21 protein-coding genes are annotated in these 21,204 nt (G+C 63.8%); 9 read left to right on the top strand and 12 right to left on the bottom strand.

Annotated elements, in window-relative coordinates:
• Nucleotides 1–20: 20 nt before the first annotated feature.
• The 3 genes from NKI97_RS25810 to NKI97_RS25820 all read right to left on the bottom strand — a co-directional run bounded on the left by NKI97_RS25810 (nucleotide 21) and on the right by NKI97_RS25820 (nucleotide 2,453).
• Complete coding sequence (locus NKI97_RS25810) at nucleotides 21–1,109, bottom strand: hypothetical protein (RefSeq protein ID WP_352837305.1); 1,089 nt, start codon at nucleotides 1,107–1,109, stop codon at nucleotides 21–23.
• A 215-nt stretch (nucleotides 1,110–1,324) separates the two neighbouring features.
• On the bottom strand, nucleotides 1,325–1,714 hold the full coding sequence (locus NKI97_RS25815) for a c-type cytochrome (protein ID WP_352837308.1): 390 nt from the start codon (nucleotides 1,712–1,714) through the stop codon (nucleotides 1,325–1,327).
• Between the two features lie 127 nt (nucleotides 1,715–1,841).
• Complete coding sequence (locus NKI97_RS25820) at nucleotides 1,842–2,453, bottom strand: thymidine kinase (RefSeq protein WP_352743310.1); 612 nt, start codon at nucleotides 2,451–2,453, stop codon at nucleotides 1,842–1,844.
• A gap of 236 nt (nucleotides 2,454–2,689) precedes the next feature.
• Between NKI97_RS25820 and NKI97_RS25825 the strand changes: the two genes are divergently transcribed.
• The 3 genes from NKI97_RS25825 (at nucleotide 2,690) to choV (ending at nucleotide 5,776) form a co-directional block, all read left to right on the top strand.
• Entirely contained in the window at nucleotides 2,690–3,625 is a 936-nt protein-coding gene (locus tag NKI97_RS25825) for a choline ABC transporter substrate-binding protein (protein ID WP_292660734.1), read from the top strand.
• A gap of 118 nt (nucleotides 3,626–3,743) precedes the next feature.
• Nucleotides 3,744–4,598 carry a choline ABC transporter permease subunit gene (gene choW, locus NKI97_RS25830; protein WP_254819158.1) on the top strand — a complete coding sequence of 285 codons (855 nt, stop codon included), beginning with the start codon at nucleotides 3,744–3,746 and terminating at the stop codon, nucleotides 4,596–4,598.
• Nucleotides 4,595–5,776 (top strand): choline ABC transporter ATP-binding protein, encoded by a 1,182-nt coding sequence (gene choV / locus NKI97_RS25835; RefSeq protein ID WP_352744314.1) that lies wholly within the window; start codon nucleotides 4,595–4,597, stop codon nucleotides 5,774–5,776. Before choW ends, choV begins: the two co-directional genes overlap by 4 nt.
• A 237-nt stretch (nucleotides 5,777–6,013) precedes the next feature.
• Here choV and NKI97_RS25840 read toward each other — a convergent pair whose 3' ends face one another.
• Both NKI97_RS25840 and NKI97_RS25845 read right to left on the bottom strand, forming a co-directional pair.
• A complete protein-coding gene (locus NKI97_RS25840) occupies nucleotides 6,014–7,423 on the bottom strand; it encodes an ATP-binding protein (protein WP_352450531.1) in 1,410 nt (469 codons plus the stop codon).
• Entirely contained in the window at nucleotides 7,420–8,136 is a 717-nt protein-coding gene (locus NKI97_RS25845) for a response regulator (protein WP_352450530.1), read from the bottom strand. The genes NKI97_RS25840 and NKI97_RS25845 overlap by 4 nt, the downstream gene beginning before the upstream one ends.
• A 237-nt stretch (nucleotides 8,137–8,373) precedes the next feature.
• On the opposite strand from NKI97_RS25845, the gene NKI97_RS25850 reads away from it, so the two are divergent.
• The 3 genes from NKI97_RS25850 (at nucleotide 8,374) to clpS (ending at nucleotide 9,534) form a co-directional block, all read left to right on the top strand.
• Nucleotides 8,374–8,718 carry a hypothetical protein gene (locus NKI97_RS25850; protein WP_023679500.1) on the top strand — a complete coding sequence of 115 codons (345 nt, stop codon included), beginning with the start codon at nucleotides 8,374–8,376 and terminating at the stop codon, nucleotides 8,716–8,718.
• 36 nt (nucleotides 8,719–8,754) lie between these two features.
• Nucleotides 8,755–8,970 carry a hypothetical protein gene (locus tag NKI97_RS25855; RefSeq protein WP_352450529.1) on the top strand — a complete coding sequence of 72 codons (216 nt, stop codon included), beginning with the start codon at nucleotides 8,755–8,757 and terminating at the stop codon, nucleotides 8,968–8,970.
• A 258-nt stretch (nucleotides 8,971–9,228) separates the two neighbouring features.
• Nucleotides 9,229–9,534 (top strand): ATP-dependent Clp protease adapter ClpS, encoded by a 306-nt coding sequence (gene clpS / locus NKI97_RS25860; protein ID WP_352540995.1) that lies wholly within the window; start codon nucleotides 9,229–9,231, stop codon nucleotides 9,532–9,534.
• A gap of 39 nt (nucleotides 9,535–9,573) precedes the next feature.
• Here clpS and NKI97_RS25865 read toward each other — a convergent pair whose 3' ends face one another.
• From NKI97_RS25865 to NKI97_RS25880, 4 genes are read right to left on the bottom strand one after another with little or no spacing between them, the layout of a single operon-like run.
• Nucleotides 9,574–11,661 carry a hypothetical protein gene (locus NKI97_RS25865; RefSeq protein WP_352837312.1) on the bottom strand — a complete coding sequence of 696 codons (2,088 nt, stop codon included), beginning with the start codon at nucleotides 11,659–11,661 and terminating at the stop codon, nucleotides 9,574–9,576.
• A 3-nt stretch (nucleotides 11,662–11,664) separates the two neighbouring features.
• Complete coding sequence (locus NKI97_RS25870) at nucleotides 11,665–14,487, bottom strand: DUF4159 domain-containing protein (RefSeq protein ID WP_352837315.1); 2,823 nt, start codon at nucleotides 14,485–14,487, stop codon at nucleotides 11,665–11,667.
• Complete coding sequence (locus NKI97_RS25875) at nucleotides 14,484–15,398, bottom strand: DUF58 domain-containing protein (RefSeq protein ID WP_352706089.1); 915 nt, start codon at nucleotides 15,396–15,398, stop codon at nucleotides 14,484–14,486. Before NKI97_RS25875 ends, NKI97_RS25870 begins: the two co-directional genes overlap by 4 nt.
• Nucleotides 15,398–16,402, bottom strand: coding sequence for an AAA family ATPase (locus NKI97_RS25880; protein WP_352450525.1), 1,005 nt, complete (start codon nucleotides 16,400–16,402; stop codon nucleotides 15,398–15,400). The genes NKI97_RS25875 and NKI97_RS25880 overlap by 1 nt, the downstream gene beginning before the upstream one ends.
• Before the next feature lie 145 nt (nucleotides 16,403–16,547).
• Between NKI97_RS25880 and NKI97_RS25885 the strand changes: the two genes are divergently transcribed.
• Genes NKI97_RS25885 through NKI97_RS25895 form a run of 3 tightly spaced genes read left to right on the top strand, consistent with a single transcriptional unit; the run spans nucleotide 16,548 to nucleotide 19,088 of the window.
• The gene (locus tag NKI97_RS25885) at nucleotides 16,548–17,177 is read left to right on the top strand and encodes a DUF1285 domain-containing protein (protein WP_352456465.1); all 630 of its coding nucleotides are present in this window, start codon (nucleotides 16,548–16,550) and stop codon (nucleotides 17,175–17,177) included.
• Between the two features lie 13 nt (nucleotides 17,178–17,190).
• The gene (locus NKI97_RS25890; RefSeq protein WP_352743299.1) at nucleotides 17,191–17,823 is read left to right on the top strand and encodes a CoA pyrophosphatase; all 633 of its coding nucleotides are present in this window, start codon (nucleotides 17,191–17,193) and stop codon (nucleotides 17,821–17,823) included.
• Entirely contained in the window at nucleotides 17,820–19,088 is a 1,269-nt protein-coding gene (locus tag NKI97_RS25895) for a CCA tRNA nucleotidyltransferase (RefSeq protein ID WP_352450523.1), read from the top strand. Before NKI97_RS25890 ends, NKI97_RS25895 begins: the two co-directional genes overlap by 4 nt.
• A gap of 3 nt (nucleotides 19,089–19,091) precedes the next feature.
• Here the strand turns inward: NKI97_RS25895 and NKI97_RS25900 are convergent, their stop codons facing one another.
• The 3 genes from NKI97_RS25900 to hemF all read right to left on the bottom strand — a co-directional run bounded on the left by NKI97_RS25900 (nucleotide 19,092) and on the right by hemF (nucleotide 20,990).
• Complete coding sequence (locus NKI97_RS25900; RefSeq protein WP_292662162.1) at nucleotides 19,092–19,277, bottom strand: DUF1059 domain-containing protein; 186 nt, start codon at nucleotides 19,275–19,277, stop codon at nucleotides 19,092–19,094.
• Nucleotides 19,278–19,557: 280 nt separating this feature from the next.
• The gene (locus NKI97_RS25905; RefSeq protein ID WP_023679489.1) at nucleotides 19,558–19,818 is read right to left on the bottom strand and encodes a DUF1344 domain-containing protein; all 261 of its coding nucleotides are present in this window, start codon (nucleotides 19,816–19,818) and stop codon (nucleotides 19,558–19,560) included.
• A gap of 257 nt (nucleotides 19,819–20,075) precedes the next feature.
• Nucleotides 20,076–20,990, bottom strand: coding sequence for an oxygen-dependent coproporphyrinogen oxidase (hemF, locus tag NKI97_RS25910; RefSeq protein ID WP_352469726.1), 915 nt, complete (start codon nucleotides 20,988–20,990; stop codon nucleotides 20,076–20,078).
• Nucleotides 20,991–21,204 lie beyond the last annotated feature (214 nt).

The raw sequence follows: 21,204 nt of genomic DNA on the forward strand, positions 1-21,204 counted from the left end.
GAGCAGTGCACGTGCAGCAATTACGACTGCACGTAATTTGCCGAATTGTGCTTCTTCATCACATCGTCGAAGCGGCGGGCGAAGGCATCGTCGGCGAGCTTCTTGCGGCGCTGGATGTCGGCGGTGGCGACCATGTTTTTCTCGTGCATTTCAAGCAGATCGCCGATGTGCTTTTGCGAGGCGGCACCAATGCCGGCCATGGTCTCTTCGGCGGTGTTGTCGACCTGGCTGCCCAGCGTGTTGATCTTGTGGGCGACATCCTGTTGGGCGGCGGTCTTCAGCGAATCTTCCAGCGCCTTGTACAGAACGATGCGCTGCTCGGTATCGATGGTCAGTTTGTTGATCAGCGTCGATTGCGCCGCGATCTGGTTGTTGAGGGAATCGACGAAGGTCTGGAACATCGAGGTGTAGCGCTCCAGCGTCTGGCTTTCGGCCAGCAATTCCTGCTCCTTGGCCTGCTTCTCGTTGTATTCCGTGGCTAGTTTCGAGCGTTCGCCTTCCAGCTGGGTGCGCTCCTTCTGGCTGGTCGAGGCGGCGATCTTGTTCTCGATGTCGAGCAGCATCGGGTTGAGTTCTTCGATGCGTTTCTGCACGGTCTCGAGATTGGACATGGTGGTCTTGCGGCGCTCGATCACCTGCGACAGGCTGGCCTCGGAGGTCTTGTAGCGCGTGTCGAGAACCTGCTTCTGCGCCTTGAGGATGCCGACGATGGTGTCGGATTTCGCCAGCAGCTCCTGCAGATTGCCGGCCAGCGACATGTTGCGGACGCGGTCGGTGCGCAGGCGCTGCTTGCGCTGGCTGGAGAAGACACCGACGAAATTTTCCCAGCCGGTGTAGTTCTTCATGCTCTCGAATTCGGCGCCGAAGACGTTGGTGGCGTCCTCGAGGCCGATGATCAGGTCGGCGATATTGCCTTCCATCACCTTCTGCTGCTTCAGCACATCCTCAATGCGGGCATTCTCGATGTCGAAATTGGCGTCGCCGATCTTCTTGTCGGCGGTGGCGAGCGTGTCGAGCACAGTACCGGACTGCTCGATCTTGGCGCGCATGTCCTCAACGACCTGCTTGGTCTTGGCAATCTCGGCGTCGAAATTCTGCAATGTCGCCATTGGGGCCTCCCGCTTCGGCATCGGTTTCGTTTCGCAAACCGCCGCGAATATATGTGCCGGGTTTGGCGAATGAAAGACGGAAGACATGGGATTACAGGAAAACAAAAGAATTTCAGGAGGCCGACCGGAGGATAGTCAGGCAATGATTACGGTGTAACTGCCCTCCGGTCAGACACCGCTTCAACCGCGGCTGGACTTTAGGTCGGGAGCGACGCTCAGGGCTTGGGATCGGCCTTGAGGTAGGCGATGACATTGGCGATGTCGTCGTCGCTGGTCAGGCCGGAGAAGGCCATTTTGTTGCCGGGGACCTTCTGCCGCGGCGCGCGCAGGTATTCGGCGAGGTTTGCTTCGTCCCAGACCAGGCCGGCGGCGCCGGCGTCCTTCATCCCCTGCGAGTAGCGGCTGAGATAACTGTCCGCGGTGCCGGCGGTGCGGCCGACGACACCCAGCAGATGCGGGCCGACCTTGTCGTGATCGCTCGTGGCCTCATGACAGGCGATGCATCTGTTGAAGACTTTCTTGCCGAGAGCGGCATCGCCGTCGGCATGCGCGGCAAGAGCGCCGGCGATGAGGAAAGCAGTTGCAGACGAAATGGCTCGAAGCATGGGAACTCCCCGACGGCTCTGGCTGAGAGGTTCTGAAATAGCAAGCAGGCCTTAAACAAGCGCCGCACGATGGCGCGATTGGCGAACGAATGTCGGCCGGGAGGTCGGATGAAAGCAATAGCGCTGGTCAGGTTTTGGTGAAGCCGATGAAATCGTCGGGCACGGTGCGGCCCATTTCCTCTTCCCAATGGCGGCGGCAGAGCGAGACGTACACATCCTTGCCGATCGCCACCTGTTCGCCCTGTTTCGCCACCTTGCCGTCGGCGCCGAGGCGCACCACCATTGTCGCCTTACGGCCGCAACGGCAGATGGTGCGCACCTCGCGCAGGTCGTCGGCGATTGCCAGCAGGGTGCGCGATCCGGAAAACAGCTTGCCCTGGAAATCGGTGCGCAGGCCGTAGCACATGACCGGGATGTTCAGCCGGTCGGCGATGCGGGCGAGTTGCCAGACTTGCTCCTCTTCGAGGAACTGCGCCTCATCGACGAAGACGCAATGGACCGTGGCGTGGTCGTGATGCTCGGCGACCCGGGCGAACAGGTCGTCGCCGTCGCGGAACATCTCGGCTTCCGTCTCCAGGCCGATGCGCGACGAGATCAGCCCGGTATCGCCCTTGCGGTAGTGGCCGGCGATGAACAGCATCGTCGTCATGCCGCGCTCGCGGTAATTGTACGAGGCCTGCAACAGCATCGTCGTCTTGCCGGCATTCATCGTCGCATAATGGAAGTACAGCTTGGCCATACCGTCCTTTTAAGCCGAGTTGCAACAAAGCGGGGAGGGGGAGCGCCTACATTCCACCGGGAAAAGGCGACTTCCATCCGGAAAGCGGCGGGCGTGTCGCTGATCGGCCAGCCTGCGCCGTTGTTCGTGATTGCCTTAGTGCTTGAAACCGCAGCAGAATGATGTTTGGCTGACGGAACAAAGGCGGAGATAAACCGTCGCTTCGCTTCACCGAGAACTGAAATGGGAGAATTTTCATGTCGCGTATGAGTTCATTCGTCGCCGGCCTCGGCCTGGCGGCTTTTCTATCCACGACTGGGGCCTTCGCCGGCGATCCGGAAAGCTGCAAGACGGTGCGGCTGTCCGATGTCGGCTGGACCGACATCCAGGCGACCACCGGCGTCGCCTCGGTGCTGCTCACGGCGCTGGGCTACGAGCCGCAGGTGATCCAGCTTTCGGTGCCGGTGACCTATGCGTCGCTGAAGAACAAAGACCTCGACGTGTTCCTCGGAAACTGGATGCCGTCGATGACCAACGACATCAAGGACTATGCCGCCGAAGGCTCGGTCGAGACCGTCAGCGAAAATCTCAGCGGTGCCGGCTACGGCATCGTCGTTCCGACCTATGTCGCCGATGCCGGTGTCAAGACGCTGACCGATCTCGGCAAGTTCAAGGACAAGTTTGACGGCAAGATCTACGGCATCGAGGCCGGCAATGACGGCAACCGCATCATCCTCGACATGATCAAGGATCCGAAGACCAATCTCGAAGGCTTCGAACTGGTCGAATCTTCCGAGGCCGGCATGCTCACCCAGGCCGAGCAGTCGATGAAGAACAATGAATGGATCGCCTTCCTCGGCTGGACGCCGCATCCGGTGATGGGCGCCATGAAGATCACCTATCTCGAGGGGATGGGCGATAGCGGCTTTGGTGCTGCCACCGTGCATACCAATGTACGCAAGGGTTACATGAGCGAATGCCCGAACGCCGGCAAGTTCATCGCCAATCTGAAGTTCAACCTGGACATGGAAGGCGAGATGATGGACGCGATCCTGAAGGGCGGCGATGCCAATACGGTCGCGACCGACTGGCTGAAGAAGCACCCGGACGCGGTCGCTCCCTGGATCGCCGGCGTCACCACCTTCGACGGCGGCGATGCGGCGGCTGCGGTGAAAACGGCGCTCGGAAGCTGACCCGACCATCTGGCATGACGAGACAAGGGGCAGCCACGGTAGAAATGGCTGCCCTTTTTCGTATCCTGTGACAAGATGACCGTCCGGCGAAGGACGGCGCCGGCAGAAGAGGGGCTAGATGGATCCGATCTCCAAATTCCTGGTCAGTTACAAGATTCCCATCGGGGCATGGGGGAAGGCGTTTTTCGGCTTTCTCACCGACAATTTCGACACCATCTTCAGGGCTTTTTCCAACAGCCTCAACTTCCTGCTCGACGGCATCGTCGACGGGCTGCTGTTGCTGCCGCCGGTTCTGCTGATCGCGCTGATCGCTCTGCTCGCCTATTTCCTGCAGCGCTCGAAAGGCCTGGCTTTGGCGGTATTCATCGGATTGCTATTCATCCTCAACCAGAACCTGTGGAAGCAGACGGTGGAGACGCTGGTGCTAGTGGTCGCCGCCGCCGCCGTGTCGATGGCCATCGGCGTGCCGCTCGGCATCTGGGCCGCGCACAAGCCGAAGGTGTATCGCGTCATGCTGCCGGTGCTCGACCTGATGCAGACATTGCCGACCTTCGTCTACCTGATCCCGGTGCTGACCCTGTTCGGCCTCGGCAACGCGCCCGGCCTGATCGTCACCATCATCTTCGTCATCCCGACCTCGGTTCGGCTCACCCATCTCGGCGTCACCTCGGTGCCGAAATCGATCGTCGAGGCGGGCGAGGCGTTCGGCGCCACCAAGCGCCAGCTGCTGTGGAAGGTCGAGCTGCCTTCGGCGCTGCCGACCATCATGGCTGGGCTGACCCAGTCGATCATGCTGTCGCTGTCGATGGTGGTGTTCGCCGCCCTGATCGGCGCCGGCGGCCTCGGTACGGAAATCAACCGGGCGCTCGGTTCGCGCAGGATCGACCTCGGGCTTGAGGCAGGGCTGGCCATCGTCGTGCTCGCCATCGTGCTCGACCGGATGACGCGCATCGGCGTGGGAGGCAAGAAATGACCGTCGCCGTCGATTTCAGGAATGTCGACATCGTCTTCGGCGCCGACCAGGCAGGCTCGCTGGCGCTGATCGACAGTGGTGCCACCCGAGCCGAGATCCTCGAAAAAACCGGCAACGTACTGGGCTGCGCCGGCGCCAGCCTCACCGTGAACGAGGGCGAGATCTCGGTGCTGATGGGGCTTTCCGGCTCCGGCAAATCGACGCTGCTCAGAGCCGTCAACCGGCTGAACGTCGTCTCGCGCGGCCAGGTGCTGGTCAAGGACGGCGACGGTACGGTCGACGTCGTCACCTGCGACGAGGCGACGCTTCGGCGGCTGCGGCAGAAGCAGGTGGCGATGGTGTTCCAGCAGTTCGGCCTGCTGCCGTGGCGCACGGTGGAGGAGAATGTCGGCCTTGGCCTCGAGCTCGCCGGCGTACCCGAAGCCGAGCGCAAGGAGCGGGTGAACAGGCAACTGAAGCTGGTTCACCTCGACCAGTGGTCGAAGAAATATGCGCATGAGCTTTCCGGCGGCATGCAGCAGCGCGTCGGCCTGGCGCGCGCCTTTGCCACCGAGGCGCCGATCCTGCTCATGGACGAGCCGTTCTCGGCGCTCGATCCGCTGATCCGGACCAAGCTGCAGGACGAGTTGCTGCAGCTCCAGGCCGAGCTGAAGAAGACCATCATCTTCGTCAGCCACGACCTCGAGGAGGCGCTGAAGATCGGCACCCATATCACCATCATGGAAGGCGGGCGCATCGTGCAAACCGGCGCGCCGGAAGACATCGTGCTGCGGCCCGCCAACGACTATGTCCGCGACTTCATCGCCAATGTGAACCCGCTCTCGGTGCTGACCGCGTGGAACGTCATGCGCGACCGCCGCGACCTCGAACACGGCGAGAACGGCTGGGTGTGGCTCGACCGGCGCAGGACGACGCGTTTCAAGATCGACGAGCATGGGCTGGTGGCGGCGGCCGAGCGCGACGGCAAGCCGGCGGTCTGGGTGTCCTGCGCCGATGTCGAAGCCCAGCCGGAGGAGACGGCTCAGGTATTCTGGGCCAATCCCGGCACCTCGCTGAAGACCGTGATGCTGGCCATGCATCGCTCGCAGACCGCACCGGTGGCGCTGTTCGACGACCAGTCGCGCTTCGTCGGCGCCATCGGCGTCAGGGATGTGCTGAGCGCGGTGCTGCGAAGATAGTTTTTCTCCTTGGGGAGAGAACCAAGACCAAACGCCGAGTTCTGTCGCGCCCCCCTCTGTCCTGTCGGACATCTCTCCCACTTTGGGGGAGATCGGCGGTTTCGCGGACGGCTCTCACATTCCAACGTTTGTAATTGGCGAAATCGGCGACGACGGCCAATCTCCCCACCTGTGGAGGAGGTGTCCAGCAGAACAGAGGGGGCGCGAAGGAACGCCGGTTTAGCCCGATACCGCAAGCTAAACCGCCAGCGGCAGGCGCAGCTCCGTCATCAGGCCGCCATCGGGATGGTTGGACAGGCTGACTTCGCCGCCGGCGCTACGGGCGATGTTGCGGGCGATGGTCAAGCCGAGGCCGAGGCCGCCGGTCTGACGGTTGCGCGACTGTTCCAGGCGCACGAACGAGCCGAACACGGCGTCGAGCTCGGCTTGCGGTATGCCCGGACCCTCGTCATGGATCGCCAGCGTGATTGTCTTGCCTGATTGACGCAGGCTGAGATGCGCCCTCTTGCCATAGGTCACCGCGTTCTGGACGAGGTTGGTGACACAGCGCCGTAGCGCGACCGGCCGCGCGACGCAGATCAGGCCGCGCGAGCGCGCGTCCTCATTGTCGAAGGAGACCTCGTCGAAGCCGTCGGCGATCGATTCTACCAGCGACCAGAAATCGACCCTCTCGCTCTTCTCCTCGGTCACCTCGAAAGTGGCGAAGTCGATGACCGAGCTGGCAATGCCTTCGATGTCGGCGAGGTCGTGCGCCAGTGCGGCGCGCACGGTCGAATTCCTCAGCAGTTCGAGGCGCAGCCGCATCCTGGTCAGCGGCGTGCGCAGGTCGTGCGCCAGTGCGGCGGCAAGATGCTCGCGGTCCTCGACGTAGGCGCGCAGTCTTGCCTGCATGGCATTGACCGCCTTTGCCGCGGTACGCACCTCGCGGCTGCCGCTCTCGGCGATCGGCGGGCTCTTCAGGTCCTCGCCGATCCGCTTCACCGCGGTCTCCATCATCCGGTAGGGCGCCGTCAGCCGGCGCAGCGACCAGATCGAGGAAGCCACCACCAGCCCGGCGATCAAGGCATAGAGCGGCAGGCTATCGAAGCTCAGTATCGGCCCGGCCGGCGTGTTCGGCTCGGTGAAGTTCAGCCATTGGCCGTCGGCAAAGCGAAGCGAAGCCGTCAGCTTGTCGCTCTGGGCGAAATCGGCGGCCAGCACCAGCAGGTCGCGCTCGACCTGGCCAATATCGGGACCGGCGACCGTCCCGCCGGGAGCGTCGGCTTCGTGCGTTGCCGGGTCGCGGCGGACCCGCGCGTCGGTGATGCCGAACTTCGATAGCCGGCCGACCAATATGTCCTCCAATTCGGCCAGCTCGTCGTCGCCGGCTATCGAGGAAGTAACGGCGGGCGTGTTGGAAACGGTGAGCGCATAAGTGGCGTTGAACAGGCCGGAGGCCGTCGCCTTGCGCTGTTCGGGGGTGGCGTCATGCATCAGCTGTACCAGCGAGAAGGCGCGGTCGTTCAGCCGGTAGAGATCGACGACGTCATTGGCGGCGGCACGGTCGCGCGAAACGATGTAGAGGGTCGCGATCTGGCTGATCAGCAGGCCGGCGATGACGATGAGCAGCACCCAGACCGGCAGCGTTTGCGGCAGGATGCGTCTCATTCGGCGGTCGTCTCAGGCAGGAACTGGTAGCCGCCGCTGCGCACCGTCAAGATCAGCTTCGGCGTTTTCGGGTCGTCCTCCATCTTGCGCCGCAGCCGACTGACCAGAATGTCGACACTGCGGTCGAAGCTGTAGCCGCTGTCGCCGCCGGACAGCTCGATCAGCTGCTCGCGGCTCAGTACGCGCTGCGCGCTCTTGACGAAGGTCTGCAGGAGATTGAATTCGGCCATCGTCAGCTCGATCCTGACGTCGCCGGGCGCCATCAGCCGGCGGCGCGAACAGTCCATCGTCCAGCCGGCGAAATGGTAGATCTGCCGCGAGGCGGCGCGTCGCGGTTCGGCGGCGCCATTGCGTCTCAAGACGGCACGAATGCGTGCGAGCAACTCGCGCGGATCGAAGGGTTTCGGCACGTAGTCGTCGGCGCCCATCTCTAGGCCAACCACGCGGTCGGTAGTTTCGGTAACCGCGGTCAGCATGATGATCGGCGTCGAATAATTGGCGCGCAACTCGCGGCAGAGCTCCAGCCCGCTCTTGCCGGGCAGCATGACGTCCAGGACAATCAGGTCGACCTGGGCGCGGCGCAGGATGGTCTCCATCTCGGTGCCGTCGGCGGCGATCGATGTATGCAGCCCTCGCTTCTGGAAAAATTCCTGAAGGAGGTCGCGAATGCCCTTGTCGTCGTCGACGATCAGTATGTGGGGGTCGGATTTCACCGGGAACCTGTCATTTGTGGATCGCCCAAGCGCTGCTTCGGCCGTCAGCCAGACGATAGAATTCAGGCCATAAGTTGGCCAGTGGAGATCGGCTGCCCGATCCGGGCTGCCCAGAAACAATCCAGAAACAAAATTCTACAATCCGGAAAAACTGCCGAAAAAAATCAAAGGCATAAGTGGTGCCGTGGCGGTCAGGTCATCGGCTGCGACACGCGTTACGGGATTACGGACAGACCAATGCAAAGGTTCTCGATCAGTCTGATGGGTGCGTTGCTTTCCATTTCGCTCGTCACGGCCGCGGTCGAACATGCCGATGCAAAACTGGCCGATGCGAAGGTGGCCAATGCAAAGGCGGCCGATGCAAAGGTGGCGACCACCCGCAGCGAGCGTTGCATCGATCTGAACCGCCAGTTTGACGAAGCCCTCGAAACCCATGCCGCGGCAACGCAGGTCACCGCTGCGAAAGCACTTCAAAGAAAGGGAAACCGGTTCTGCGCCAACAAGAAACAGGCACAGGGAATCCGGATGCTCGCGAACGCTTTGAAGCTGCTTGGAGTGACACCGATCGATCCCGTTCAGTGACACTCAATCCGATCTGCACAAAAAGGAAGTGAAGCCATGAAAAAGTCCCTCCTCTCCGCCCTCGGTCTCGCCATCGCGCTGGCCGTCTCGATGCCGGTTCTCGGCGCCAGCAGCGCCAATGCCGCGACCACCACCCCGGCTGCGACGACAACGACGACCGCTGCGCCGGCCAAGGCCGTGAAGAAGGTCGCTGCCAAGAAGACCGTCAAGAAGCACAAGAAGCACGCGGTCAAGGCAGCTCCGAAGGCCTGATCAAGCGACATCTTTCTACCCTATGAGAAGACCGCTCCAGTTGCGATTTGCCTGGAGCGGTCGTCTTTTTTGTTGCGTGCATACAATAGGATCAGTCCCTGCCCACACCGCCCAGGTGAACGCCAGCCGGCAGTTCCCACATAGGCACGGATTTGTGAACTGCGCTCGCCGGCAAGCCGATCGCGCGCGGTTGAATGGACGACCGCTTTTGCCCATGTCAAAATGACCGCAAAGCTGTCGTACGCAATTGCCGGTCCAATGCCTGAAATCACGACAAAACCCCGTACCAGCACGAAGCCGAAGGTCGAACGGCCGAAGCTCTACAAGGTCATCCTGGTCAATGACGATTTCACGCCGCGCGAGTTCGTCGTGACGGTGCTGAAGTCCGAGTTCAAGCTCAGCGAAGACCAGGCGCATAGGATAATGATCACCGCGCACCGGCGCGGCGTCTGCGTTGTCGCCGTCTTCACCAGGGATGTCGCCGAGACCAAGGCGGCGCGGGCAACCGATGCCGGCAAGGCCAAGGGCTACCCGCTGATGTTCACGACGGAGCCGGAGGAGTAGGGCGGCTCCCCGCCCCGTTTGCAGCGAGAGAGAAGGGAGCTACCGCCCTTCGCGGTACCACATCGAGCCCATCGCCAGAAGCAGCAGGCCGAGGCCGAGGAAGCCGCCGAACAGCGGCACGCGCGAGACGGCCTTGAGTACGCTGTCGTCGGTGGTGCGCAGGCCGATCCAGTCATCGCCGGAGGCAGCGCCCGAGGAACGGACCGGGACTACGGATGGCAGCGTGACGGTGCTGGTGAGAGTGCCAAGTGCTGAGGCCGGCGCCAGCCGGCGAACGCTGCCGCCGGTTGCCTCAGCCGGTGGTTTCAGCTGGTTCTCGGTGGAGACGACGTCGGTGAATTCCGGGGCGTTGACCGGCCCGACATGGGCCAATGCCGTCAGGTCGCCATTGCCGACCTGATAGAGACCGATTTCGTTGGTCTCGACGCTGCCGAGGAAGACGCCTGGTTCGGATTTCTCGAGCCTGACGATCAGTGCCTTGCCGGACGGCGTGATGACTTGCGCCGGGCCGGGGTCGTCGCTCATCGTCTGGCGGCGGATTTCAAGCACCATGCCGCGGCCGTCGGCGGTCAGCCGCTCTTCCTCGAGTTCGGGCTCCTTCATCAGCCAGTGGGCGATGCGCCGGTAAAGCTGGACATGGGGGCCGCCGCCCTCGAAGCCGCGCGCCCACAGCCAGCCCTGGTCGGACAGAAGCATGCCGACGCGGCCTTCGCCCTTGCGGTCGAGCAGCAGCAGCGGCCGGTTGTCGGCGCCCTTCATCACCACCTCGCCCTCGGGGTTCTCGACGCCGATGGTGCGGAACCAGCGGCTCCAGTGCGGCGGCTCGGTCGCGGAGCCGTCGAGCCCGCGCGTTACCGGATGACGCTGGCCGGTATCGGTGAGGCGCGGATAGAAGGCCTTGTCGATGACCTCGCCGGTCGGCATTGCCGGCAGCGCCGACATCAGCGGCGTGCGGGCGATCGAGCTTTCGCCGGCATATTCGGGGCCTGCCGCGATCAGCAGCGCGCCGCCCTTTTCGACATATTCGGAGATATAGTCGTAATAGAGGATCGGCAGTACGTCGCGGTGCTGATAGCGGTCGAAGATGATCAGGTCGAAATCCTTGATCTTCTCGACGAACAGCTCGCGCGTCGGGAAGGCGATCAGCGACAATTCGTTGATCGGCGTGCCGTCCTGCTTTTCCGGCGGGCGCAGGATGGTGAAGTGCACGAGGTCGACCGAAGCGTCGGATTTCAGCAAATTGCGCCAGGTGCGCTCGCCGGCATGCGGTTCGCCGGAAACAAGCAGCACGCGCAGATTTTCGCGGATGCCGTCGATCAGCGCGATGGCGCGGTTGTTGGTGTCGGTGAGTTCGCCCGGCTCGTGGTTGATGGCGAGTTCGACGATGTTGCGCCCGGCGCTGGGAATGGTCACCTGCAGCGGCATCGCCTGGCCGATGTTGGCGTGCTCGACCGATACCTGCTCGCCGTTGACCGATACGCGGACATCGACCGGGCCGGTTTCGTTGTTGGTGGCGATGACGCGATAGGTCATGTCGAGCGGCTTGCCAACGAGGCCGAAGCGCGGCGCATTCTCGAAGCGGATGCGGCGGTCCTTCTCATGCTCGTTGCCGGTAATCAGCGCGTGCAGCGGGGCATTGAAATCGGGTGCGCCGGGCGGCGCGTCATGCACCTCGCCATCGGTGATCATGATGGCGCCGCCGATGCGCGATGGCGGCACGTCGCGGAAAGCATTTTCGAGCGAGGAAAACAACCGCGTCTCGGTGCGCTCGTCAGCGGCTTCGGACTTGCCGGCTTCGACGACACGGATGTCGAACTGCTTGAAGCGGCCGAGACGCTGCTGAAGCCCGGCCAACGCCGCGTCGGTCTGCTTGGTGCGGTCGCCGATATCCTGGCTCTGGCTGCGATCGACGACCACGGCGACGATGCTTTTCAGCGGCTCACGTTCTTCGTCGAGGAACACCGGATTGAGCAGCGCCGCAGCCAGGGCAATCAGGGCTGCCAGGCGGAAGACCGCGCCGCGCTGGCGAAACCAAAGGCCGACCAGCGCCAGCAGCAGCAGCGGTACCAGAACCACTGCGAGCAGTGGCCAGGTGATGAGCGGTTCGAAGGAGAGCGACCAGTTCATGGTCTATTGCCCCAGCCGTTCGAGCAGCACCGGGACGTGCACCTGATCGGATTTGTAGTTGCCGGTCAGCATGTACATCATGATGTTGACGCCGGCACGCAGCGCATAGATGCGCTGCATCGGATCCGAAGGCACCGTCGGCAATAGCGGGTCGCCATTCTCGTCGACGGCCCAAGCGCCGGCGAAATCATTGGCGGTGATCATGATCGGCGAAACGCCGTCGCCGGTGCGCACCGGGCGGTTCTCGGTGTTGCTGGCTTCGAGCGATGCCTCGACCCAAAGCGGGCTGCCGGCAAAACGGCCAGGAAACTCCGGAAGGATGTAGAAGGATTTGGTCAGCACGTGGTCCGACGGCACCGGCTCCAGCGGTGGCACGTTGAGGTTGCCGAGGATGTCGCGCAGCCGCTCCGTCGCCGGGCTGGTCGAATCCGCACCAATGCCATTGGCGAACTGGTCGCGGGTGTCGAACAAGACCGTTCCGCCCTGCTGCATGTAGGCGTCGATGCGGGCGATGGCGGCCTCGCTGGGCAGCGGGGCCGAGGGATCGATCGGCCAGTAGATCAGCGGATAGAAGGAAAGTTCGTCCTTCGAGATGTCGACGCCGGCCGGTGCTCCGGGTTCGAGCGCGGTTTTTTCGATAAGAAAGCGGGTCAGGCCTTCGAGCCCGGCGCGGCTGATCGAATCGACACCCGGCTCGCCGGTCAGCACGTAGGCGATCCGGGTCTTTGAAATGTCCCCGATCGCCTCCGTATCTCCCGGTTTGGCGTCGTCGGCGCGCGCGACGTCCGCGTGGCCAATCAAGGCGCCGAGCGCAATCAGCAGGACGGCTGCCGTCGCCGCAGCGCCGGCACGGCGCGGCCGGCGCGACAACAGGCCGCCCATCCAGAATACGGCAAGCGTGTCGAGCACCATCAGCACCAGGGCGGCCGTGACAAGCGGACCTTTGAGGTTGTGCTGCTCGTCGAAGGCATACTGGATGGTGGTGACCGGCACCGTGATTTCAGGCCGGGCCAGCGGCGTGAATGCGCTGTCGCCGCCGAGCAGATTGTGAGCGAACACTCCTGTCTCGGAGCCGTAGAGGCCGGGCGGATTTTCCAGCGTCACCGGCAGCGGGCCGGCGCCGGGCACCAGCGGCCTGGCATCCGGCGTCGGCGGCACCAGCGTGCCGTCGGCGGCGATCATACGATAGGGTGCCAGCGACGTGGCGGCGGCCTCGGCATTGGCGACAGCCGCGCCCTGGTTGCGCGACAGTTGCACGATGCGCCGCAGCATCTCGACGAAGCTGCCGGAGATCGGCAGGTTGGACCATGTCGCCTCGGGGGTGACGTGGAACAGCACGAGGGTACCCTTGTCCTTCTTCATACCAGTCACCAGCGGCGTGCCGTCGGCAAGCGTGGCCCAGGTGCGCTCGACCATGTCGGGCGTCGGTTCGGCCAGCACCTGCCTGGTGACTGTGACCTCGCTGGGCGGCGCGAGGTCGGCGAAGGGGCCGGTTTTCGGGAATTCGGTGACCGGCTGCGGCGCCGTCCATGATAGTGCGCCGCCAAGCGAGCGCTCGCCTGTGCGCAGCCGGACAGGCAGCAGATCGTCGTCATTGCCGGCGGCGGCCAGCCGCGAACCGGCAAAACGCACCAGCGTGCCGCCCTTGTCGACCCAGTCAACCAGCCTTTGCCGCGCTTGTTCCGGAATGGTGCCGACATCGGCCATGACGATCATCGCCGGCTTCTGGTCGAGCAGTTGCGGGATCGCGTCGGCGAGATCGACGCTCGACGGCTCGACCAGATCGGCGAACGGCTGCAGGGCGCGGCGGATGTAGTAGAGCGGCGACAGCAGCGGTTGCGCCTGGTCGGCCTCGGCCTGCGACAACAGCCCGACGCGGCGGCGTTTTGAGCTCTCATCGAGCACGCGGACGGCACCGGCCTGGCGCTCGCCATCGAGCGCGACGTAGGCGAAGTCGTTGCGCAGTTCGAACGGCACCGCCATCGTGCCGGTTGCGGTGGATCCGCCCGGGGCAAAGGTCAGCGTCGCGTCGGCGATGCGGCGGCCCTTGTCGTCGAAGGCGCCGGCCGTCACCTGTGCAGGTGCCGGATCGCCCGGTGCGCGGATGGCGGTCAGGGCGAAGCCGTCGACCTGGTTGTCGGCGCCGGTCAGACCGGTCAGCGACAGCCGGTCGGAGACGGCCCAGACGACCCGTGCTGCGTTCTTCGACAACAGCGTGTTGAACGCGGCTTCGTCGCCTTGCGCCGCCAGACCATCGGCGAGCACCGCGACGCTGGCGCCAGGCAGCGACTCCAAGGCTGACGCTACGCGGGCATAGACGGCGGGGCGGTCGGTCGGGATCGGCCGCGGCTTTGCCGCGCGCAGCCGGTCGAGCGCGGCAGCGGCATCGAAGGGACCGATCTCGGCATTCGGCTTCTCGGCGGTGAAAGCGATGAGCACCGGCACGCCGTTCGAATTGGCATCGGCGATCAGCCGCTCGGCGGTGGCGACGCGCTTGCCCCAGTCGGCGGCACTTGCCCAGTCATTGTCGATCACCAGCGCCAGGGCGGCGCCCTCGGCCGGCAGCTTTTCGCGCGGGTTGAAGACCGGTTCGGCAAGTGCTGCCACGATAAGCGCGGCCATCAGCAGCCTGAGCAGCGTCAGCCACCAAGGGCTTTGCTGCGGCGTTTCTTCGCGCCTCCGCACGCGGGCGAGAATCCTGAGCGGCGGAAACACCTCGGTTTGCGGCCTTGGCGGGGTCAGCCGCAGAAGCCACCAGATCACCGGCAGCGCCAGCAGGCCCCACAGCACCATCGGCGCCCCGAAAGAGAGCGGCAGCCAACTCATGCGCGAGCCCTCCCGGCAAAGGCGCCTTCGCCGGTCATCGCCATGTGGATGCGCACCAGCGCCTCGGAGGCAAGACGGTCGGTATGATTGACGGTAAAGCTCCAGCCAAGCCGTTTGCACCACGCGGCCAATTCCTGGCGGCGAGCGGCATAAAGCAGGCGATATTCCTCGCCCAGCATTTCGGCGCGGCCGGCGGTCAGCTTGTCGCCGGTCTCAGGATCGGTGAATTCGGTGCGCCCGGCATAGGGGAAGCTTTCCTCGGCCGGATCGGCGACCTCGACCAGATGGGCGCGCACGCCGTGGCGGGCGAGCACGTCCAGCCACGCAATGGTGTCCTCGACCGGGTCGAGGAAATCGCTGACGAGGACGATGTCGCAGAACCGGCGAATGCCGGATAGGTCGGGCTTTGCCGGCAGGTCGCCGGCGTGCATCAGTTGCGCCGCGATGCGCTCGGCGCCATTGCGGGCGGTGAACGGGTCGGTCAGGCCCGGCCAGGCAATGCGCTCGCCGCTGCGCGACAAAAGCTCGGCCATGGCCAGCGCCAGCACCAGGGCGCGCGATTCCTTGGAAACGCTGGCTCCGGTCGATTTGTAGAGCATGGAAGGCGAGGGATCGGCCCACAGCCACACCGTGTGGGCGGCCTCCCATTCACGGTCGCGGACATAGGTGTGATCGTCGCGGGCGGAACGGCGCCAGTCAATGCGCGAAGAATCGCCTTCGACATAGGGCCGGAACTGCCAGAAATTCTCGCCGATACCGCGCTTGCGGCGGCCATGCCAGCCGGCAATTACCGTGTTGACGATGCGGCGCGCCTCGACCAGTAGGTCCGGCACCAACGAAGCCCGCAACCGGCCTCTGGCGAGCGCATCGCGCGTCGCTGCCGGTGCCTGCGCTTCACCGATGCGCGCCATCAAATCCCTTTCGCGAGCTTCGCCACAACATCGCGAACCGTGGTGCCCTCGGCGCGGGCGGCGAAGGTCAGCGCCATGCGGTGCTGCAGCACCGGCTCGGCGAGCGCGCGGACGTCGTCGACCGACGGCGCCAGCCGGCCATCATAGAGGGCGCGGGCGCGGGTGCACAGCGTCAGCGCCTGGCTGGCGCGCGGGCCTGGGCCCCAGGCGACGTGCTTGTCGGTATCGGCGTTGCCCTGGCCGGGGCGCGCTGAGCGCACCAGCTTGAGGATCGCCTCGACGACGCTTTCCGGCACCGGCATACGGCGGATGAGCGTCTGGATGTCCTTCAGCCGCGCCGGCTGCAGCACGTTTTCAGCCTTGGCATCCTCGATACCGGTGGTTTCCAGCAGGATGCGGCGCTCCGCCTCGATCTCGGGGTAGAGGATATCGACCTGCATCAGGAAGCGGTCGAGCTGCGCTTCCGGCAGCGGATAGGTGCCTTCCTGCTCCAGCGGGTTCTGCGTCGCCAGAACGTGGAACGGTGACGGCAGATCATGGCGCACGCCGGCAATGGTGACGTGGTATTCCTGCATCGACTGCAGCAGCGCCGACTGGGTACGCGGCGAGGCGCGGTTGATCTCGTCGGCCATCAGCAGTTGCGCAAAGATCGGCCCGGAAATGAAGCGGAACGAACGCTTGCCGAATTCATCCTGCTCCATCACCTCGGAGCCGAGAATATCCGATGGCATCAGGTCGGGTGTGAACTGGATGCGGCGCGAATCGAGGCCAAGCACGATGCCCAGCGTTTCGACCAGCTTGGTCTTGGCGAGGCCGGGCACCCCGACCAGCAGCGCATGGCCGCCGGCCAGCAATGCGACGAGCGTGCGCTCGACGACGCTTTCCTGGCCGAAAATGACCCGGCCGACGCCGTCACGGACCCTCGAAATGTCGGCCAGCGCTTTCTCGGCCTGCGCCACCATGTCCTTTTCGCTGATCGGGCTTTCCTTGATCATAACGCTCATGCAGCATCGATCCTTCTGTTGGAAACACCGCTTGGCACCTTGGTGCCGCAGAGAATGCCGCGATTCGGCCTCGCATGGCGCCTGCAATGAACTTAAATCACAGACTTAGGCTGACAAGCGGAACAACAGTGACTATTTCGTGACCATGACGGAAGCCGCCGACTATCGTGAAGAGAGGCTGACAGCCGCGACCGAGGCGCGCGGGCTGGAGGCGCTGGTCTCGCGCGCGACGCGCGCTGGCAAGGGGCCGGCGCCGGTGGAACGCTGGAATCCGGCATTTTGCGGCGATCTCGACATGGAAATCAAGCAGGACGGCACCTGGTTCTATCTGGGAACGCCGATCGGCCGGATGCCGCTGGTGCAGCTTTTTTCCTCAGTGCTGCGCAAGGACGCGGACGGTAGAACCTACCTGGTGACGCCGGTGGAAAAGGTCGGCATCCGCGTCGCCGACGCGCCCTTCATTGCCGTCGAGATGGACGTGTCGGGCGCCGGCGACGGACAAATCGTCACCTTTCGCACCAATGTCGGCGACGTGGTAGAGGCTGGGGCGGGACACCCGCTGCGCTTCGTCGATGAGGACGAGACAGGTGGCCTGAAGCCTTATGTGCTGGTGCGCGGGCGGCTGGAGGCGCTGGTGGCACGGCCGGTGATGTACGAGCTGGTCGAGCACGGCGAAGAGATCGACATCGGTGGCAAGACGATGTTTGCCGTCCGTTCCAAAGGCGAGGTCTATCCGATCATGCCGGCTGAGAAACTGAAACGGCTGAGCGCATGATGGACCGCCTATGATGGATCAGGTGATGCCGTTGCCGTTTTCCGCTGCCGGGTTTCGCCAGCGCGTCGCGGCGCAGCCGCTGGCGCATGCCGGCGACGATTTTGGCGACCACCGCTTCAATCCGGGCCATCCCAGGCTGAAGCTGGCCAAGGCGCTGCGCGATGCCGCCGTGCTGATCCCGGTGGTCGATCATGGCCATGAAGCCACGGTCCTTTTGAGCAGGCGGGCGGAAAAGCTTCGCAACCATTCGGGGCAGGTGGCTTTCCCCGGTGGTACCATCGATCCAACCGATGCGAGCCCGGAAGCGGCGGCGTTGCGCGAGACATCCGAGGAGATCGGTCTCGATAGTGATTACATCGAGATCATCGGCCGTCTGCCGGACTACGTTTCCGGCAGCGGCTATCGCATCGCCCCGGTGCTCGGGATTGTGCGGCCCGGTTTCAGCCTGACGCTGAATTCCGACGAAGTCGATGCCGTCTTCGAGGTGCCGCTGGGCTTTCTGATGGACCCCGCCAACCACACCAGAGACAGTCGCATGTGGAACGACCTCGAATGGTTCTATTACGAGATGCCCTATGGCGGCCAGCGCATCTGGGGCGTCACCGCGGGCATCATCCGTACGCTTTATGAAAGGCTCTATTCGTGAGCGATCCAGTGTCGATCGCGGGCAAGGCCGGGTGGCTCGGCGAACGCCACCTGCAGCGCCTGCTCGCCGCGCTGACTGATGGCGGCGAGGAGGCGCGTGTCGCCGGCGGTGCGGTGCGCAACGCGCTCATCGGCCAGCCGGTCGCCGACATCGACATCGCCACCACCACGGTGCCCGAGGAAACCATCCGGCGCGCCGAGGCGGCAGGCTTCAAGACGGTACCGACCGGCATCGAGCATGGCACAGTCACCGCGGTCGGCCACGGCAAGGCCTATGAGGTCACCACGCTGCGTGCCGATATTGAAACCGACGGCCGGCGCGCCAAAGTGTCGTTCGGCCGCGACTGGAAAGCCGACGCTGAGCGGCGTGATTTCACCATCAATGCACTCTATGCCGAAGCCGATGGAACGGTCGTCGATCTGGTCGGCGGTATCGCCGATATCGAAGCGCGGAGGCTGCGATTCATCGGCGATCCGGAAGCGCGTATCCGCGAGGATTATCTGCGCATCCTGCGTTTCTTCCGTTTCTTCGCATGGTATGGCGACGGCAGGCCGGATGCCGAAGGGTTGAAGGCTTGTGCCCGGCTGAAGCAGGGGCTCGACCAGCTCTCGGTCGAGCGCGTCTGGTGGGAATTGAAGAAATTGCTGTCAGCGCCAGATCCGTCGCGGGCGCTGCTGTGGATGCGCCAGGCCGGCGTTCTGACCGCCGTTTTGCCGGAAAGCGAGAAATGGGGCATCGATGCCATCCACGGGCTGACCAAGACCGAGAAGGATCTGGCCTGGGCGCCGGACCCGCTGCTCAGGCTGGAAGCCATCGTGCCGCCGGATGCCGCGCGCATGAAAACGCTTGCCGAGAGATTGAGGCTTTCCGTGAGCGAAGCAAGCCGGCTGCGGAATTGGGCGATCACAGCTGCCGTCGATCCGAAAACGACCGAAGGAGAGTTGGCGAAAAGGCTTTATTTTGGCGACCGCCAAGGCTTTGTCGATCGGTTGCGGCTGTTGCTCGCTTCCGCTCGAGCCCGCGCGGTCGAGGACAATGACGCACTGCTCGAAGCCGGCGGCTTCTCGCGCCTGCTTGCCTTCGCTGCAAAATGGCAAAACCCTGTTTTTCCGGTCAAGGGCGCCGATCTGACGACGCTTGGCGCATCACCGGGGCCGAAGCTTGGTGCAACGTTGAAGAATCTCGAAAAGGAATGGGTCGAGTCCGGTTTTGCGCTTGATCGCGGCGCGCTGCTCAAGCGCGCCGCGGAGGCACTCGAATCCTGACTGTCACGCTGCGTCGCGGGCCTTTTCGATGCGCGAGCGGATCGCCTCGATCATCGTCTCGCGGATCACCGTCTCGCCGTGCGTCTCGCGCAGATGCTCGACGGCACGGCGCATGACCTCAGCCTCCTCCTCGGCGCGTGTGTGCCACTCGCAGCCGGGTACGAGCGACCCGCAATGGAATTCCTTCATCGGCTTCTCCTCATCTCCTCCTTGGAGCGCCGCGCAGCGCACTGACACGGAAGCTCCAGACCTTTGATTGCGCGATCCGGAAACCGCGTACGGTATCCGGGCTACACGCTGGCCAGCTAAGCATAACACGATCGAACGGTTTTGGTTGCCTTAGAGTGCCGTGCGTCCAAGCCGACACGCGGCCCTCTGGTGATCGGGTTGCGAAAAGGCGGAGCATCGCTGCTCCGCCCTCTTACGCCACCCAGGAGTAAGACCTCGTCTTGCTCCAGCGGGCAGGACATCACTTCACGATCTTGACTGCCTCGGCAATTTTATCCTTGCCGCTCATATCCCACGTGACGCGGACCTTTTCGCCGACCTTCAGGCCAGGATCCTTGAAGGTCTGGGGCAACGTAAAGGTGGCTCCGTTATCCAGAACTAGGCTCATCGCCGTTCCATCAAAGCTTTTGATCGTGCCGGTGGTGTGCTTGACCGCAGCGAATGCGGCAGTACCAGAGGCGAGAACGGCAGCGGCGGCTGCGGTCATAATAAGCTTGCGCATGGCATGCTCTCCTGGAAAATGCGGGCACCGCTTGGGAAAGGTGCCCCATTCAATCATGGGCCGTCCGGTCACGTCGGGTCGCGGCTCTCGGGAGTAAAGAACCGCCGGCGTTTCCCGGCCCGACGCGACAAATAACCCAATCTTTACAATGGTATATTAGACGAAAAAGATATTTTCTGGCGCGCCTTGCGCCACATTCGCCGTCAAATTCTGGGGATTTGGACCCGATTGCGGCTCACGTCGTGCTCACCGAGATTTTACGGCCATTTCGCTTCTGGCGGCAGGCTGGACAGGATCGAGGCGACATTGCCGCCGGTCTTCAGCCCGAAGATGGTGCCGCGATCGTGAAGCAAGTTGAATTCGACATAACGGCCGCGGCGGATGAGCTGCTCGTCACGGTCGCCATCGGTCCAGTTGTCATTGAAGTTGGCGCGCACCAGATGTCCGTAGACGACGAGAAAAGATCGCCCGACGTCCTGGACGAAGTTGAAATCGGCGTCCCAGCCGCCTTTGTCCTCATCCGAATGCAGCCAGTCGAAGAAGATACCGCCGGTACCGCGTGGCTCGTCGCGGTGCGGCAGGTAGAAGTACTCGTCGCACCAGGCTTTGAATTTCACGTAGTCGGCGATCGCCGCGTTCTTCTCGCAGGCAAATTGCATCGCTCTGTGGAAGGCGATCGTGTCGGGGTCGTCCTGGCTGCGGCGGCGGTCGAGCACCGGTGTCAGGTCGGCGCCGCCGCCGAACCACTGGCGCGAGGTGACGACCATGCGCGTGTTCATATGCACGGCCGGCACGTTGGGGTTCCACGGATGGGCGATCAGCGAAATGCCGCTTGCCCAGAAGGAGGGGTCCTCTTCGGCGCCCGGCATCTGCTTCCTGAATTCGGGCGAGAACTCGCCGTGGACGGTCGAGGTGTGGACGCCGACCTTCTCGAAGACGCGGCCGTGCATCATCGACATGATACCGCCGCCGCCCTTGCCGGCATCGCGTTGCCACGGCGTCTTTTCGAAGCGGCCGGGCGACCAGCTAGCCTGCGGCCCCTGCAGGTCCTGCTCGATCTGCTCGAAGCTGGCACAGATGCGCTCGCACAACGTCTCGAACCACAGCCGTGCCTTCGTCTTCTTCTGTTCGATGTCGGCTGGCAGCCCCGCCGGTATCTCGGGTCGTTGCAAATCCTGTCTCCGGTTGCGGGCGCGCCCGACAAATGACTCGTCTTTTCCGGCCGCGATCCCTAATCTCTTGGGTGCAAGGGTCAAGTGTGAATGGTGTTCTTTCGTGCGCCCCCCGGCAAGACCGCCGCGGGATGGCCTGTAGAAGAGGCTCGACCGTTCGCGCGCCGAGCAAGCGCGCATGCCGCGCGACGGCTTACTGCGCGAGACGTTCGTG

This window comes from Mesorhizobium sp. M0296 (genome assembly GCF_040321675.1).
In the GTDB taxonomy this organism is placed as follows: domain Bacteria; phylum Pseudomonadota; class Alphaproteobacteria; order Rhizobiales; family Rhizobiaceae; genus Mesorhizobium.

Coding starts and splice junctions, on each gene's coding strand:
- NKI97_RS25815 (WP_352837308.1), bottom strand. CDS start 1,714: ATGCTTCGAGCCATTTCGTCTGCAACTGCTTTCCTCATCGCCGGCGCT.
- choV (WP_352744314.1), top strand. CDS start 4,595: ATGACCGTCGCCGTCGATTTCAGGAATGTCGACATCGTCTTCGGCGCC.
- NKI97_RS25870 (WP_352837315.1), bottom strand. CDS start 14,487: ATGAGTTGGCTGCCGCTCTCTTTCGGGGCGCCGATGGTGCTGTGGGGC.
- NKI97_RS25855 (WP_352450529.1), top strand. CDS start 8,755: ATGAAAAAGTCCCTCCTCTCCGCCCTCGGTCTCGCCATCGCGCTGGCC.
- NKI97_RS25810 (WP_352837305.1), bottom strand. CDS start 1,109: ATGGCGACATTGCAGAATTTCGACGCCGAGATTGCCAAGACCAAGCAG.
- NKI97_RS25885 (WP_352456465.1), top strand. CDS start 16,548: ATGACGGAAGCCGCCGACTATCGTGAAGAGAGGCTGACAGCCGCGACC.
- NKI97_RS25865 (WP_352837312.1), bottom strand. CDS start 11,661: ATGAACTGGTCGCTCTCCTTCGAACCGCTCATCACCTGGCCACTGCTC.
- NKI97_RS25905 (WP_023679489.1), bottom strand. CDS start 19,818: ATGCGCAAGCTTATTATGACCGCAGCCGCCGCTGCCGTTCTCGCCTCT.
- NKI97_RS25825 (WP_292660734.1), top strand. CDS start 2,690: ATGTCGCGTATGAGTTCATTCGTCGCCGGCCTCGGCCTGGCGGCTTTT.
- NKI97_RS25840 (WP_352450531.1), bottom strand. CDS start 7,423: ATGAGACGCATCCTGCCGCAAACGCTGCCGGTCTGGGTGCTGCTCATC.
- clpS (WP_352540995.1), top strand. CDS start 9,229: ATGCCTGAAATCACGACAAAACCCCGTACCAGCACGAAGCCGAAGGTC.
- NKI97_RS25880 (WP_352450525.1), bottom strand. CDS start 16,402: ATGAGCGTTATGATCAAGGAAAGCCCGATCAGCGAAAAGGACATGGTG.
- choW (WP_254819158.1), top strand. CDS start 3,744: ATGGATCCGATCTCCAAATTCCTGGTCAGTTACAAGATTCCCATCGGG.
- NKI97_RS25900 (WP_292662162.1), bottom strand. CDS start 19,277: ATGAAGGAATTCCATTGCGGGTCGCTCGTACCCGGCTGCGAGTGGCAC.
- NKI97_RS25820 (WP_352743310.1), bottom strand. CDS start 2,453: ATGGCCAAGCTGTACTTCCATTATGCGACGATGAATGCCGGCAAGACG.
- NKI97_RS25850 (WP_023679500.1), top strand. CDS start 8,374: ATGCAAAGGTTCTCGATCAGTCTGATGGGTGCGTTGCTTTCCATTTCG.
- NKI97_RS25875 (WP_352706089.1), bottom strand. CDS start 15,398: ATGGCGCGCATCGGTGAAGCGCAGGCACCGGCAGCGACGCGCGATGCG.
- NKI97_RS25890 (WP_352743299.1), top strand. CDS start 17,191: ATGGATCAGGTGATGCCGTTGCCGTTTTCCGCTGCCGGGTTTCGCCAG.